General features: G+C 35.6%; 10 protein-coding genes. 3 read left to right on the top strand and 7 right to left on the bottom strand.

All coding sequences use genetic code 11. The features are described from left to right. Positions 1 to 723 precede the first annotated feature (723 nt). A complete protein-coding gene (locus GX311_05025) occupies positions 724 to 2754 on the top strand; it encodes a sulfatase-like hydrolase/transferase (protein ID NLK15742.1) in 2031 nt (676 codons plus the stop codon). Positions 2755 to 2771: 17 nt separating this feature from the next. Here GX311_05025 and GX311_05020 read toward each other — a convergent pair whose 3' ends face one another. Together GX311_05020 and GX311_05015 are read right to left on the bottom strand one after the other, a co-directional pair. Next, positions 2772 to 3713: a DUF2079 domain-containing protein gene (locus GX311_05020; GenBank protein ID NLK15741.1), complete on the bottom strand. Its 942-nt coding sequence runs from the start codon at positions 3711 to 3713 to the stop codon at positions 2772 to 2774. A gap of 79 nt (positions 3714 to 3792) precedes the next feature. Beyond that, positions 3793 to 4362, bottom strand: coding sequence for a DUF2079 domain-containing protein (locus GX311_05015; GenBank protein ID NLK15740.1), 570 nt, complete (start codon positions 4360 to 4362; stop codon positions 3793 to 3795). A 253-nt stretch (positions 4363 to 4615) separates the two neighbouring features. On the opposite strand from GX311_05015, the gene GX311_05010 reads away from it, so the two are divergent. Continuing rightward, positions 4616 to 5398 (top strand): septal ring lytic transglycosylase RlpA family protein, encoded by a 783-nt coding sequence (locus tag GX311_05010; GenBank protein NLK15739.1) that lies wholly within the window; start codon positions 4616 to 4618, stop codon positions 5396 to 5398. Between the two features lie 108 nt (positions 5399 to 5506). Here the strand turns inward: GX311_05010 and GX311_05005 are convergent, their stop codons facing one another. From GX311_05005 to GX311_04990, 4 genes are all read right to left on the bottom strand, one after another. Then, positions 5507 to 7069, bottom strand: coding sequence for a hypothetical protein (locus tag GX311_05005; protein NLK15738.1), 1563 nt, complete (start codon positions 7067 to 7069; stop codon positions 5507 to 5509). A 71-nt stretch (positions 7070 to 7140) separates the two neighbouring features. Beyond that, on the bottom strand, positions 7141 to 8109 hold the full coding sequence (locus GX311_05000) for a YihY/virulence factor BrkB family protein (GenBank protein ID NLK15737.1): 969 nt from the start codon (positions 8107 to 8109) through the stop codon (positions 7141 to 7143). Beyond that, the gene (nadC, locus tag GX311_04995; GenBank protein NLK15736.1) at positions 8106 to 8981 is read right to left on the bottom strand and encodes a carboxylating nicotinate-nucleotide diphosphorylase; all 876 of its coding nucleotides are present in this window, start codon (positions 8979 to 8981) and stop codon (positions 8106 to 8108) included. The genes GX311_05000 and nadC overlap by 4 nt, the downstream gene beginning before the upstream one ends. Continuing rightward, positions 8968 to 9366, bottom strand: a complete 399-nt coding sequence (locus GX311_04990; GenBank protein ID NLK15735.1) for a DUF4783 domain-containing protein — start codon at positions 9364 to 9366, stop codon at positions 8968 to 8970. The genes nadC and GX311_04990 overlap by 14 nt, the downstream gene beginning before the upstream one ends. Positions 9367 to 9532: 166 nt before the next feature. Between GX311_04990 and GX311_04985 the strand changes: the two genes are divergently transcribed. Beyond that, on the top strand, positions 9533 to 12457 hold the full coding sequence (locus GX311_04985; GenBank protein ID NLK15734.1) for an FAD-binding protein: 2925 nt from the start codon (positions 9533 to 9535) through the stop codon (positions 12455 to 12457). Between the two features lie 293 nt (positions 12458 to 12750). Here the strand turns inward: GX311_04985 and GX311_04980 are convergent. Then, a partial coding sequence (locus GX311_04980; GenBank protein ID NLK15733.1) for a hypothetical protein occupies positions 12751 to 14837 on the bottom strand: 2087 nt, incomplete at its 5' end.

The following is a 14837-nucleotide window of genomic DNA, read 5'->3' as shown; positions in this document are numbered from 1 at the left end:
CTGAAGTTTATTTCCTTACGCATATCACGAAGTTTCTTGTTGAAACTTAACGTGTTAACAACTTGATTGTACTTTTTTGTTAACATTTACACACACTCTCTTTTATTGTAGGACATTCTCCAAGTAATCAGACGTAAGTCAAATTTTGGATGAACAATAACTCTCTTTATGCAATTTAACTAATAGAAGTTTAATACTACAAAGAGTGGTGATTTATTTATTAAGACAAATAAAACACCACCTCTTTTGCATGCGTACAAATATAGTTGAAGTTTTTTGCATTGCAGTCACTTCCTTAAAGATTTTTTGTCATTTGTAAATTCAGGCAGAGCAGTAAAAGTTCTGGAGTTCGAAAGTTTTGGAATTATGTATTTTCTTCAACTACTGTGGTTTTTGTCTTAATCCCTTAAGTTCTAAGGGTATATAAGGATATGACACTTTCGATAATATCTTTGTTTTAGTTGTGTTCCCCGAGCTTTATTCAATTTGCACTTGCTGTCCTTTCCTTATATAATAAACTCAATTGTTTAACAGACACAACACGTTTTATCATAAAAGGCTGTGTTTCGAATAGCAGGTGTTTTTTTTTAACATTTTCAAAAATAAAAGTTTTACTGTACCTTCGGGACTTGATTCGGTTTGAGTTGGTGTAACCAAATATTATCAGTGTAATTGTAAATATCAATAGAAAAGAATTAAATGTTCGGCTAAAATTATCTATCAATGAATAAAAATAAAGAGTTTGTTTACATAGCAATATCGGGTTTTATAACCGGATTAATTTCTCAGTACAACAGGCTTAGCGAAACTTTGTTAACTGAAGGAATTGTTAAAACAACTACAGCCAGTTTTCCACGTTTGATTACTGGGGCTTTAGTAGGAGCAATTGTATTTCTTATTATTTATTTCTCTGCAACATTTCTATTAGATAGAATAAAAGTTAAACATGCAGATAAAGTAAAAAAACATATTTACGGTATTCTATCAAGCTTTATTATTCTTTTATTGTACTTATGTTTTGAGCCCTCGAGCGATATTTTAGTTGCTATAATCATCAGTATATTAGTAATTTATCCTCTCTATGTCTATTTTTTGAATAGGATTAATGTTTTTAAAGGTTATTTGAAGCAGCTAACTTTTTTATTGTTGGTAGTAGTTGTTATTCAGTTGTTTAATGAATTGTCATCGGCTATCTTTTCGGTACCTGAAAACTATTACTTTTATACAGTACTAATACCCTCATCATTGATATGTTTGGCTCTTCCTGCCCTGTTTCCAAGGATAATGAAACCGTACACTATTTTAGTTTTAGCTATTTTTCTCTTGGCAGCTATAATAAGCGTAGCACATATAATTACTTATGGGTCAAAAATGCCCGAAAGTGCATATTATGCGATATGGGAAACGAGTACAATTGAAGCTACTGATTATGTAAAACAATACCTAAATATCAAGCTGATCTTGGTTTTGGTTGTTTTAATATTGATAAGCATTGCCTGCGTAGTTCCTATATTTCGTGTTAAATATACAAAAACACCTATTGTGGGGAAAATAGTGTTATCGTTAATACTGTTTATATTGCCCTATCACTTGAAATTAGCTGATAATCTACTGCCCAATAAGTTTATAAACAGCTATAAAAATTATAAAAATGAATTTAATATTTTCAAAGAGGAGATTGAAAAAAGAAAAAGTTTGTCAAACAAAGAATACTACAAAATTAATTGCAATTCCGATTCAGCGCTGACGGTAGTCGTTGTTATTGGTGAATCTGCATCAAAATATCATCAAGGTCTTTATGGATATTCAAGGCAAACAAATCCGTTATTAAATTCAATTCGCGATCAGCTTTATATTTTTGATAGTGTAATAAGTCCACATTCACACACAAATCCCACAATGTCAAAAATTTTAAGTTTCGCCAATCATGAAGATATGGAGCCTTTGTATAAAAAACAAACTATGATTGAGTACATGAAAAATGCGGGGTTTAAAACTTTTTGGCTCTCTAATCAAGAGTTTACTGACCAGTTTACAACCATCTCAACTTCAATTGCTGTTGAGTCTGATTGGTATTTTTTCACATTTGATAAAAATAATCCACTTATAAGCTATGATGGGAATCTATTAAAACCATTAGATGTTGCACTAGAAGACAGATCGGATAAAAAGTTTATAATATTACACTTAATGGGAAGCCATTCTGACAAAGCATCAAGATACCCCGAGCAATTTAATATTTACACAACATATGACAGTATAGTTAAGCAAGAGTTTCACAGACCATGGCCCCTGAGTGTAATAAATGCTCATGACAATTCAGTTGTATATAACGACTGGCTGTTACGCGAAATTATTGAAAGACTAAGAGATAAAAATATAAATAGTTGTATGCTATATTTCCCTGATCATGGCGAGGAAATATTTGACTATCGTGATTTTTGGGGTCATGCCGAGGCAAACGCATCTATTTATATGTTCGATATTCCATTTATTTTATGGCTTTCTGATGATTATAAAGTATTCAACAAATCATTGGTAAACGATCTGCCCAATTATTTGACACGCCGCTATCAAACAGACGATGTAATCCACAGCATAATTGATCTGACAAAATGTTACGGTGAAGATTTTGAACCTGAAAGAAGTATTTTTAATAAGGCATTTAAGCCAAGAAAGCGAATTATTGGAGACTATGACTACGACGAGATGATCAAAACAATGAAAAGTATTGATGAGTACAAAGTTAAGTAAGACAACTTCTTAGGAGTCTACAATATTTTTTTAAATGCTATTAAGGTTTCACTCTCAAAATATGCTTCGTAGTGATTACCTACTTTAAGTTTTTCAATTTCTGAAGCTAGTTTATCGGGCGAAAGCGGATATGTACCCTCTTTTTTTAACAGTATAATGTAATCAGCATTTTTGATGTTTGGGAAAAGAAGTACTTTTTCACGAAAAGCAAGCCTTGGCGCAAGAGGAGAACTTGTTGACACAATTGCGCTACTAGGAATACCTTTGATTATCTCAAATACTTCGCTTCTGTTTATATCAGATTGATAATGAGCTTTCTTGTAAAATTGTGTGTTGATCTCGTTGTACCATTTTGAATCGCGCGATTCCATCGTTCTAGCTGTAGAATACAATGTAAGTGCGGCTGCAGATATCGTTATTAAGTTTTGAAGTATAGCCTTTTTTATGTTGCTAACCACGTCTATTGTAGCCAATGCAAGTATTGGAACAAATTCAATGGAATAGTGGTTGTTAATTCCCCACAACCCGTAGTCAGACGATAAAAATTTTTGTGCAAATATTGGCAAAACCATAATAAGGTAAGCTGGTTTTAATATGCAGAAGACTCCCCCTGCTAATAAAAACATAATGATTGTTTCAGCTTTGATGCCGTCATATATAGCATTACCTGTTGTATTTGAGAATATAATTTGGGGATTACGTAGAATATTTGTAATCATTTCCCACACAGAATTTCCTATGTGTGCATATCGTCCAAATTGTAAATTTGTATCTGAAAGTTGCAGTTTGGGCATAGCCCAAAATATTACTATTGAACCGTAAACCACAGCTGTAATAAGTAGTGGAATTTCTAGCTTTATATATTGTTTTGATAGTGAGGCTCTATTCTTTATCATCAGTCCTATCAAGATAAATATACCCCAAATAGCCATTACCTCTTTGGTAAATAGAAAAAGCATAAATATGAGTGCAGATGCCTTTATATCTCGTTTTTCAATATGATAAAAAAGTGCAGGGACAAGCATTGCGCCTATTACACTATTGTGAAAATCGAACGAAAGTGCAGAATATATACCCCATATTGAAAAGAATTGTATAAGTAGAATAATTTTTATGGTTAAACTTTTTTCTTTCTTTCTCTCTCTCTGTAAATACGTAGATATAGTAACCTGCAAATAGAATTGAAAATATTTGAATTATAAGGAGTGTATAAGAACCAAATATATAATAGAACGGAGCGTAAAGAATAGTTATAAGCGAGAAGTGTGTGGCTAAAAAGGGCTGCTCAACACCAGAGGTGCCAAGTGTGTATTTTGGCATTGAGAAGTTAGCAAAATTGTAAATAGCATTATTATAAAGACCAAGATCAAGCGCGGCAGTTCTAAAATAGTAGTGATTAACAAGTGATATACTTGAATATATAATTGCGAATAGTATAAAAACAGAAATAGTTATAATTTTTTGTTTTCTATTTGCGCTCTTGTATCCAAATAACTGTAAGATGGCCCGTTTTATATTGCCTATGAAAGAGAACTTTTTAGATTGTTCTCGTTGATATAAGGATTTATCAAACTGCTCACCAGATAGTTTTGATGTACTTTTCAGCATAGTAAACATTTAAAGCACAAAAGTACAATATTTGTAGAGAATAGTGGTGATTTATGTACAAGCCTGTGCAGAAAAATGTTTTTTTTATAGTCAGCACATGTTTCCAAAAACTGTATTTATTGGCACTAATGTTATTCTTGGTTGTAAATCAAGTTTATTATATTGATGCAATATTTAAAAATTAATGTACATTTGTAATGTAGTCGAATTATAAATGTTTCATATGACCTTAATCTGAAAAAAATATAAACATATGAATAAGATCACTTTAATTATTGTTGTTTTGTCTTTTCTGTTTTCAAACGGGCTTTATGCTCAATCGTTTGTTCAAACGGGAAAGGCTTCATTTTATGCCAATAAATTTGAGAATAAAACAACCGCTTCCGGAGAAAAATACCAACACTCGTTACTAACTGCGGCACATAAAACATTGCCATTTGGAACTATAGTGAAAATTACAAATATTTCTAATGGCAAAACCGTTACGGTTAAAATTAACGACAGAGGTCCCTTTGTTGAGGATAGAATAATTGATGTTTCTAAATCAGCAGCAGTTGAACTAGATTTTGTTAACGAAGGAATCACAGAAGTGAGGATAGAAACAGTTGAAAATCAAGAAACAATCGACAGTAGGGCAGAAATAGAGGAGGAAAATTTGTCAACTACTGATATTAATACCGAGAATGGTACTGGTGAGTTCGACACAACACTACCTTCTCAAAAAGGGGCTGTTTCGGAACAAAAGAGCGTAGTTGCACCACAGGTTTCAACAGCATATTATCAATTAAGTGCCGAAAGAACTATACCCAGGGGATTTGGTGTTCAAATAGCCAGTTATCAAGAGTCGGTTAACCTTATTGAACGAGTATCAACAGTTGCAAACGAATTGAAACAGAAAGTTACTATTCAAATTGTAAATTCAAATGGTACAAGAATTTACAGGCTCATTGTTGGAGAATTTGATACACGTGCTAAAGCGGAATTTTTTAAAGATTCAATTAAACCTAATTACCAAGGATTTGTAGTAACTTTTTAGTGGTAATGGTAAAACCATTCCGATAGCGCGGCAACTACAAAATAAAGATGCTGTCTCAAAGTAACAAAGAGACAGCATCTTTTATTTTATGTATATGGATTCAAATTATCAATACATAACAGAGAATTTTACAGAACTATTATATCTATCTCCTTTAATATTACCAATGTATATACCAGGCTCAAGTCTGTTTTTAAGTTTTATTTGCAGTTTGTTGCCATTACTATATTCAGATAACTTTCTGCTTTCTATAACGTTTCCTTTCAAATCAATAATTTCCAATGTTGTATTACCTGTGTTAGAAGGTAAAAGCAGTATTAAATCTGAAGTATAATAATTGAAGTATAACTGTATTTCTTTTAAATTAGTGTCGTTTGTCTCAATTCCAACGCTATATTCTGACTCGTAGGCACCAATGTCAACAATTCCGTGCTGGATACGTGGGTTACCAGCTAAATCGTATTCAGGCAGTCCAAAAACTTCGATGTCGAGTGTACCTGCATTTATGCAAGGCGAATTTTTTGAAAGCATATATGGGTGCTCTCCAGTTCCAACAAATTTAGGATCAAGTTCAGAACAATCAACGTAAGGTCCTTCGTACCCTGCTCCTTGAAAGTCCCACGCTCCATGCTCAAAAATGCAGTTCATAAATTTTGGTCGTGACTCCGAATCAAAAACGTAAACTTGATTGCTATATCCTACGATGGTGCTATTGCCCCATAAAATGCAGTTGGCAATTGTGGGGAAACTAGCCATATATATATAAATTCCTCCTGCATACATTGAATATCCATTAACGATAGTGTTGTTTGTAACATTTATATGCGAACCAATAATTGCAATACTGCCTCCGAAATGCATGCATGTATTACCATCAAAAAGCGAACCTACAATTTTACCTCCTTCATATGATCTCAAAACAGCGACTGCTCCTCCAATTACAGCGTAATTTTCTTTGTAAATATTATTTACGATTATAGGTGCTATTGAGTCAACTGCAACCGCACCGCCAAGTGTTGACGATCTGTTTTTCATAAATTTGCATCCAAAAAGTGATAGCTCTGTATTCATTCCATAAACAGCACCACCATGGCCCCAAATTTCAAATGTGCCACTTGTATTATCGGTAAAAGTGCAATTCATTATTTCGGCTTTAGAAGAGTTAAAGTAAATAGCTCCCCCTTGACGTGCAGATAAGTTTTTACAGAAAACCGAATTGCTTATTCTTACCTTCCTTTCTCCTTCAAAAAATAGAACTCCTCCTCCAATTGTTGAAGAGTCGGCTTTTGAAAACTCAAACTTACAAAAATCAATTATTACTGAGTCGGGACTATCTTGAGGTCTGTAAAAGGTAATTCTATTCCAGCCTCCGTAGGGTTGTACAGTGTCATAAAAGCCAACAGTATCATTTGCGGTAAAAACAATAGTATCGTTAGGTGTTCCTATGGCTTTAAAACCTCCCCTTACATCAATAGAGTAGTATCCCATGAATTTTACTATTGCTCCCGCCGAAATAATCAACTCATTTTCAGATGTAACGACAACATTATTAACTACTAGTATGGTGTCGGCATCAAGTGTTCCGGAAACTTCGCCTTCAATTGAAATTGTGTTCTGTGAATTGGCAGCAAAAGATACTGCAACAATGATGAGAGATAAAATATACTTCATAAGTTTATTAGTTAAAAGTTAAAAGTAGAGACGGAGCATGCTCCGTCTCTACTACTACAAAGTTAAAAAGTTTACTTTAAACTTTTCATATTACTATCAATAAAAATTTTGTTGTGTTTTAAACTATTAATGCTCGCATTTAACTCAAAGCCTATCAGGATTATCGAAGCATTAAGTCTAAGCCAAACCAAAACAATAATAAGAGTTCCTATCGAACCATATAGCTTATTATATGAACTGAAATTATTTATGTAGTACGAAAATCCTACTGTTAATAGTAAGCCTAATAGAGTTGCTAAAGTCGCTCCTGGTGAGAAAAATCGAAATCCTGATTTTTTAGCCGGCGCCAAATAGTAAATCATTGCTATTGCAAAGTAGAAAAAGGAGATAACTATAAGCCACTTACCTACTATCAATGCATAATATGTAAATCCAACTTGTAAAATATTGTGTGATACAAGGTACCCTAAAACCGTTTCACTGGTTGTAATTAAAACAATTGCAACAGTAGCAAAGACAAAAATTGTTAATGCCAGAATTATTGAGGTAATACGAACTGCAATCCAACTCCTTTTTTCAAACGTATTGATAGTTTCGTTAAAAGCAATTATCATTGTTGCTAAACCACTGGTAGAGAAGTAAAGAGAACCTAAAACACCAAAGCTAAGCAGCGATCCTCTTTTGTTGGTAATGATATCATGTATTGTAGATTCTATCATCGAAAAGCTTGCTTTAGGGACAATTGTCCCGATAAGCATCATAAGGTTTTCCTGAAAATTTTCAATAGGTATATACGGAATTAGCGTAAAAAAGAATATTATGGCAGGAAATATCGCCAAGAAAAATTTAAAGGCAATAGCCGATGAACGTATCCCTATTGCGCCTTGAGATACCCCTTTGTAAAACTGATAACCTACGTCCCATAAGCTTAGACCAAAAAATCCTATCGGTTTAATGTTTTTGCTTATTTGTCGTAATTTCAGAACAAATCTTAAAATTTTCTTATTGATAGTGTCTAGTAAAGCTTTTATTTTTGTCATGACTTAACGGCTTTAAGACTCATGTCTAATCCTTTTACATTATGCGTTAATGCTCCTACCGAGACAAAATCAATGCCACACAGAGCGTAATCTCTAATAGTTTCGAAGGTAATTCCGCCCGAGCTTTCTATTTGGTATTTACCATTTATTAGTTCAACAGCTTCTTTTGTAGATGGTATATCAAAATTGTCGAGCATTATACGGTTTACTCCACCAATTGCAAGGACTTGACTTATTTCTCTAAAGGTTCTAACTTCAATTTCAATCTCCAAATCCAACTTATTCTTTTTTAAATATTTCTGAGTTTTTTTTATGGCGGCTTCAATGCCCCCTGCGTAATCTATGTGGTTGTCTTTTAGCAAAATCATATCAAACAAACCGTATCTGTGATTATGTCCGCCTCCGTGTAGTACCGCTTCTTTGTCAAAATAACGCAAACATGGTGCAGTTTTACGAGTATCTAAAACTTTTACGTTGGTATCTTTGATTAGTTCAACATATCTTGCTGTGTTTGTGGCTATTCCACTCATTCGCTGCATGATATTTAAAACAATGCGTTCGGCGCGTAGCAAGCTGCGAGTATTGCACTTTACGGTAAAAGCTGTCTCGCCGACTTTAGCTTTTGTTCCGTCTGCTATATGTTGTTCGAAAACAGAACGTTTATCTAATTTTTGAAAAATTTGCTTTGCAATTTCAACACCCGATATAATACCGCTTTCCTTAATAATTAATACTGCTTTGTTTGTTGCATTTTTAGGGATACAGGCATTAGAGGTGTGATCGCAATCGTTGCCAATATCTTCTTTAAGAGCAAGTTCAATGGCCTGATGTTTAAATTTTTCTATTACTTTATCTATTTTATCCGTTCTCATTTTTAATAATAATTTGAAATATTTTTAGTTCATCGTTAAAAGTTTTTAGGTTTACGTAGAGCCTAAAATTTTCGTTAGTGGTTGTATATCTGCAAATAATATATGACGACTGCTCTTCAGTATTTTGTTGAATTACAACCAACTTTTGGACTTTGTGATTTTTAAAGAATTTTTTGATAATGCCTTCCGCTTGCTTCTTAGAACAGTTATATTCGTTTTCATCAATAGATACGATTAGTTGTTTATTGAAATAGGTTGACAAATCTTTTGAATCTGACGAAATGATAGCATTATAAATACCTGCTATTGTCTGATTTTGAGAGTACAAAAACGTATGACTACCAAATGTAATCAAAAAACAAATTAAGCTTAAATAAATTCTCATCTCTGAAATTTGAAGTGTAAAACTACGCAAAATTTCAAGTTATACCAATAGTGATTTTGAAAAACTGTGTTTTAATAGTTCTCAAACTGAATAGATCAAATTTTGTAAGATCTGAAATCCTATAATCGAATCGTATTTTGTAGTTTTGTGCTTTTATTGCAAACGTATGTCGGAAATATTATCAAAGTTGGGTCCTCTAATTGACGGCGAATTGAAATTAGATTCAACGACAAGACTTTTATATTCGACAGATGCTTCGGTCTATCGTGAAATTCCAGCTGGAGTTGTTTTTCCCAAAAACGCAAATGATATACAAAAAATCGTGGAATTTTGCCATAACCATAAGTTTCCGATAATAGCACGTGGCGCAGGCACCTCTTTGGCTGGTCAAGTAGTAGGGAAAGGGTTGATAATGGATACTTCACGATACTTAACAAAGATATTAGAGTTAAATATCGAGGAAAAATGGGTAAGAGTTGAGCCCGGTGTAATACTTGACGAGCTAAACAGATACCTTAAACCCTACGGTTTGTTTTTTGGCCCGGAGACTTCAACATCATCGCGTTGTACAATAGGTGGAATGGTAGGAAACAACAGTTGTGGTTCACGCTCAATTGTCTATAAGACTACACGCGAACATTTGCTTGAAGCGAAAGTGATATTAAGTGATGGTTCTTCAGCGGTTTTCAAAAGCATTGACAAGGAAGAGTTTGAAGAAAAGAGAGGGAAGAACAACCTTGAGGGCAGGATTTACCAACAGTTAGACGAAATATTACAATCAGAACACAACAGAAACACCATTATTGCAGAATATCCTGACTCTTCTATTTATAGACGTAACAATGGATACGCAATTGACCTGTTGGCGAAAAGCAATCTATATTTCGATGGTGGCGATAGTTTTAATCTTTGCAAAATATTGTCTGGCAGTGAGGGCACATTAGCTATTGGCACTGAATTTAAACTAAATTTGGTCGATTTGCCTTATTCAAACGTTGGGTTGTTATGCGTACATTTTGATTCGTTGGAGGAGGCTTTGCAGGGAAATCTTATTGCATTACAATTTTCTCCAAGTGCCGTTGAACTAATGGATTATAAAATTTTAGATGCTGCGAAGAAAAACATAAACCAAGAACGAAACAGGTTTTTCATAAAAGGCAATCCAAAAGCCATTCTGATTATTGAATTAGTAAGAGCTGACAACGACAAACTGCAAAAAGATCTATCGCAACTAATCGAGCAATTTAAGTCTATTTCAATGGGTTATCACTATCCTATTGTTACAGGAAATGATGTTTCAAGAGTATGGTCGTTGCGGAAAGCAGGCTTAGGTGTGTTGTCAAATATCGAGGGCGATGCCAAGCCTGTAACAGTTATGGAAGATACAGCCGTAAAAGTGGAGTTGTTGCCGGAATATATTGTCGAGTTTCAAAAGCTTTTGGATAAACATCAAGCCGATTGTGTTTTTTATGCACACGTCGGCAGTGGAGAGTTGCATTTAAGGCCTGTGTTAAATTTAAAAAGCAAATCGGACAGGGTGCGATTTCGTAAAATAGCTACTGATATAGCTCATTTGGTTAAAAAACACAGAGGTTCACTTAGTGGTGAGCATGGTGATGGCAGACTTAGAAGTGAGTTTATTAAAATTATGATTGGCGACGTGTGTTATTCCTTTTTGGAAAAAATAAAAGGTGCATTTGACCCAAACAACATTTTGAATCCGGGGAAAATAGTCTATCCCGTGGCTATGGACGAATGTTTGCGATATGCTGAAAATCAGCAAACAAGGGAAATAGAGAGCTATTTCGATTTCTCGGAACAAGGTGGTATGTTACGTGCGGTAGAAAAGTGTAACGGCTCGGCTGATTGTCGCCGTGTTAATACCTTTTCGGGGAATATGTGTCCAACATATATGGCTACATTAGATGAAGCAGCTTCAACACGTGCCAGAGCAAACCTTTTGAGAGAGTTTCTCACCCATTCGACAAAGAAAAATCCGTTTGCACACCGAGAACTGTTTGAAATTTTAGATCTGTGTATTTCGTGTAAAGCCTGTAAGACTGAGTGTCCGTCTAATATAGATATGGCAAAATTCAAGTCGGAATTTTTACAACACTATCACGACGAGTATGGCATATCGTTGCGCACACGTTGTTTTGCCAATATTGCGTTGCTAAATAAAATAATGTCATTTGCTCCTGCACTGTCAAACTTTTTTACTCAAAACAGGTTGTTTTCAAACCCAATAAAGCGCATAATAGGAGTTGCTGGTAAAAGAAATTTGCCAAAAGTTAATTCTAAGACCCTCAGAAAGAGTATAAAATCAATGCAAGCAGAGAGCAAGGCGAGCAAAGGCACCGTTTATCTTTTTGTAGATGAGTTTACTAACCATACCGATGTTGATACGGGAATAGCAGCAATATTGCTTTTGTTAAAACTCGGTTACAATGTACTGACAGTCAAACATCCTCAAAGTGGGCGCGCATATATTAGCAAAGGATATTTGCGAAAAGCAACAAAAATTGCAAAGCAACAGATAGATATTTTTAGCACTATTGTTTCCGGAGATATACCATTGGTAGGCATAGAACCCTCTGCTATTCTGAGCTTTAGAGATGAATATCCCCAATTGCTAAAAGGGGAAATGCAACGCAAGGCAAAAGCCATTTCGGAAAACTGTTTGTTGATAGACGAATTTATTGTTAGAGAGTACAAAAAAGGAAATATCGAGCAGAACCTGTTTACAGACGAGTACAAAGATTTGAAACTTCACACCCATTGTCAACAAAAGGCTATTGCCGGCTCAAATGCTACAATAGAGATGCTACAAATACCTAAAAACTACAAGGTTGAGATAATTCGTTCAGGTTGTTGCGGTATGGCGGGAAGTTTCGGATACGAAAAGGAGCATTACAATTTGTCGATGAAGATAGGGGAGTTGGATCTATTTCCTGCAATACTCCAAAGCGACAAAACGACAATAATAGCCGCAAATGGCACCAGCTGCCGTCAACAGATATACGATGGAACGGGGAGAGAAGCATTGCATCCGGTTGAGATACTCTATAAAGCAATTAGCAATGTGCAATGAACAATTATCAATTAATTTGTCATTAATTAGTAATTGTCAGTTTTTCGTAATTTGTAATTGCAAATAATACCATTGTAATTTTAAAATAGTCCGATCTTTTTAAAATTTTACAATGGTATAAAATCCCCACCTAACGATTTATCAATCACTTTCATTAACAATTTTCATTGCTAATTGCAAAAAACGCTTCTCTGGGGACAAACCCTCGAAAAGCGTTTCTAATTACTAAAAATCAAATAAAAGAAAAAAAATTGTAGAGACGCCATAATATAGCGTCTCTACATCTGAAAAAGTTATTTATTATTTAGCTGCTCTTTAACAGCTTTTAACTCTTCAATAAGTTCGTTTATTATTTTTTGTTGCTCTTTTATTGCCTCAACTAACACGGGTGTAAGTGTTGCATACTCAATGGAGTAATATATTTCGTTACCCTCTTCGTCTTTTCCGCCACCGCTAACAACTTCGGGTAGTATCTCTTTAACCTCTTGCGCAATAAAGCCAATGTTTTGTCCCGAGCGGTGGTTGGTTTCATCTTTCCAGTTGAAACTAACACCTTGCAGTTTAAGCACGCTTTGTAGTGCACCTTGTAGGGGTTTAACGTTGGTTTTTAGGCGTTTGTCACTTGCTTGATTCCAACCTTCTGAACCTCCCGCAGAGCCTTCTACATAAAATGTCTTACTTGGGCTTACCGTGCCGATACCTACTTTGCCACCCATAATTGCCATGGTGTAGTCGGCTGTAATTACAGGTGGTGTAGAGTAATACTTTAACCCAATACCGAAAGAGTTTTTTCCTTGTGCTTCAATAGAACTACCCATTGCAGTGCTATAACTTCCGCTTGCTTTGGTTTGATATCCCATTGCTGTACTCGAGCTTCCGCTTGCTGTGGTACTAGTTCCCATTGAAGTGCTAGTATATCCATTTGCTGTGGTACTAGCCCCCATTGCAGTGCTATAACTTCCGCTTGCTTTGGTTTCGTAACCCATTGCAGTGCTAGTACTTCCGTCTGCTATGGTTTTTCTACCCATTGTAGTGCTAACATATCCGTTTGCTTTGGTTTCGTAACCCATCGCCATGCTATAATTTCCGTTTGCTTCAGTTTGACGGCCCATTGCAGTGCTATATTCTCCATTAGCTATGGTACTACCTCCCATTGCAGTACTATGCTCTTTGCTTGCTTTGGTTTGATATCCCATTGCCGTGCTATAATTTCCGCTTGCTATGGTACTAGCTCCCATTGCAGTGCTAATACTTCCACTAGCTGTGGTAGTAGAACCCATTGCTGTGCTAGTACTTCCACTTGCTGTGGTTCCTAACCCCATTGCAATACTATAATTGCCACTTGCTTTGGCTCCTAACCCTATTGCAGTACTATATTGGCCACTTGCTGTGGCTTTACAACCCATTGCCGTGCTATACCATCCGCTTGCTGTGTCTTGATAGCCTATTGCTACTGCAAAATATGTAGAAGCTATACTTTTATATCCCATTGCTATGCTACTCCTGCCTTGTGCCTTTGTTCCATTTCCAAAGGCAAACGAAAGGGAACCTGTAGCTTCCGGTGCGCTAGCTTGGGGCCAAGAGATACCACCTTCACCGCCACCGGGAGATTCGCTACCAAATGCAAAGCTTCTATCGCCTACGGCTTTTGCCTCACGTCCAAAAGCGTAGCTCTCTACTCCTTGTGCTATTGCCTTTTCACCAAGTGCAAATGAGTTTGTTGCGGTTGCTTGAGCTTGATAACCAAAAGCAAAACTCTTTTGTCCTGTAGTTTTTGCTTCGCGTCCAAAGGCGTAGCTCTCGTTACCTTCAGCTATTGCAGTTTCTCCAAGTGCAAATGAGTTCAATTTTTTTGCTTCAGCCTTGTTTCCAAAGGCAAATGAGTTTCCCATACTTGCTTTAGCTTGATAACCAAAGGCAAACGAGTTTTCATAATATGCTATAGCTTCTCTACCAATAGCAGTAGAATAGTTGCCCAAAGCTTGGGCTTTGTAACCTAACGCCTGTGAGTAATTGCCCTTTGCTTTACTCTGAAAGCCACTTGCAAATGAGTTTTCGCCAACCTCGCTGGCATTTGCAACATTTAGACATCCTGTCATAAAGGCGTTTTTTTGTGGGTACCACAATATTCGGTTTTGGTTGGTAATGGTTTCGGCTGTTGTGGCTGTGTTTACATCAAAAAAGTTTTTAACCTCGCCTTTTGTGGTTGAACGTCCGCCAACAGAGAAGCGACCTTTGCCAGTTCCGCCTGCCTCTTCGCTAACGTAAATTTTTGTGCTGTCAACCGTAGCATGAAATATATCTTTTATTTCTCCACCTTTCCATGCTGAAACTCCACCTATGGCGAACCCGCCTTTGCCAGCTTTGCTGTTATCGGCAT

The sequence above is a fragment of the Bacteroidales bacterium genome (assembly GCA_012519055.1).
Classification (GTDB): domain Bacteria; phylum Bacteroidota; class Bacteroidia; order Bacteroidales; family Salinivirgaceae; genus JAAYQU01.
This window is presented reverse-complemented; position numbering and strand designations above follow the sequence as displayed.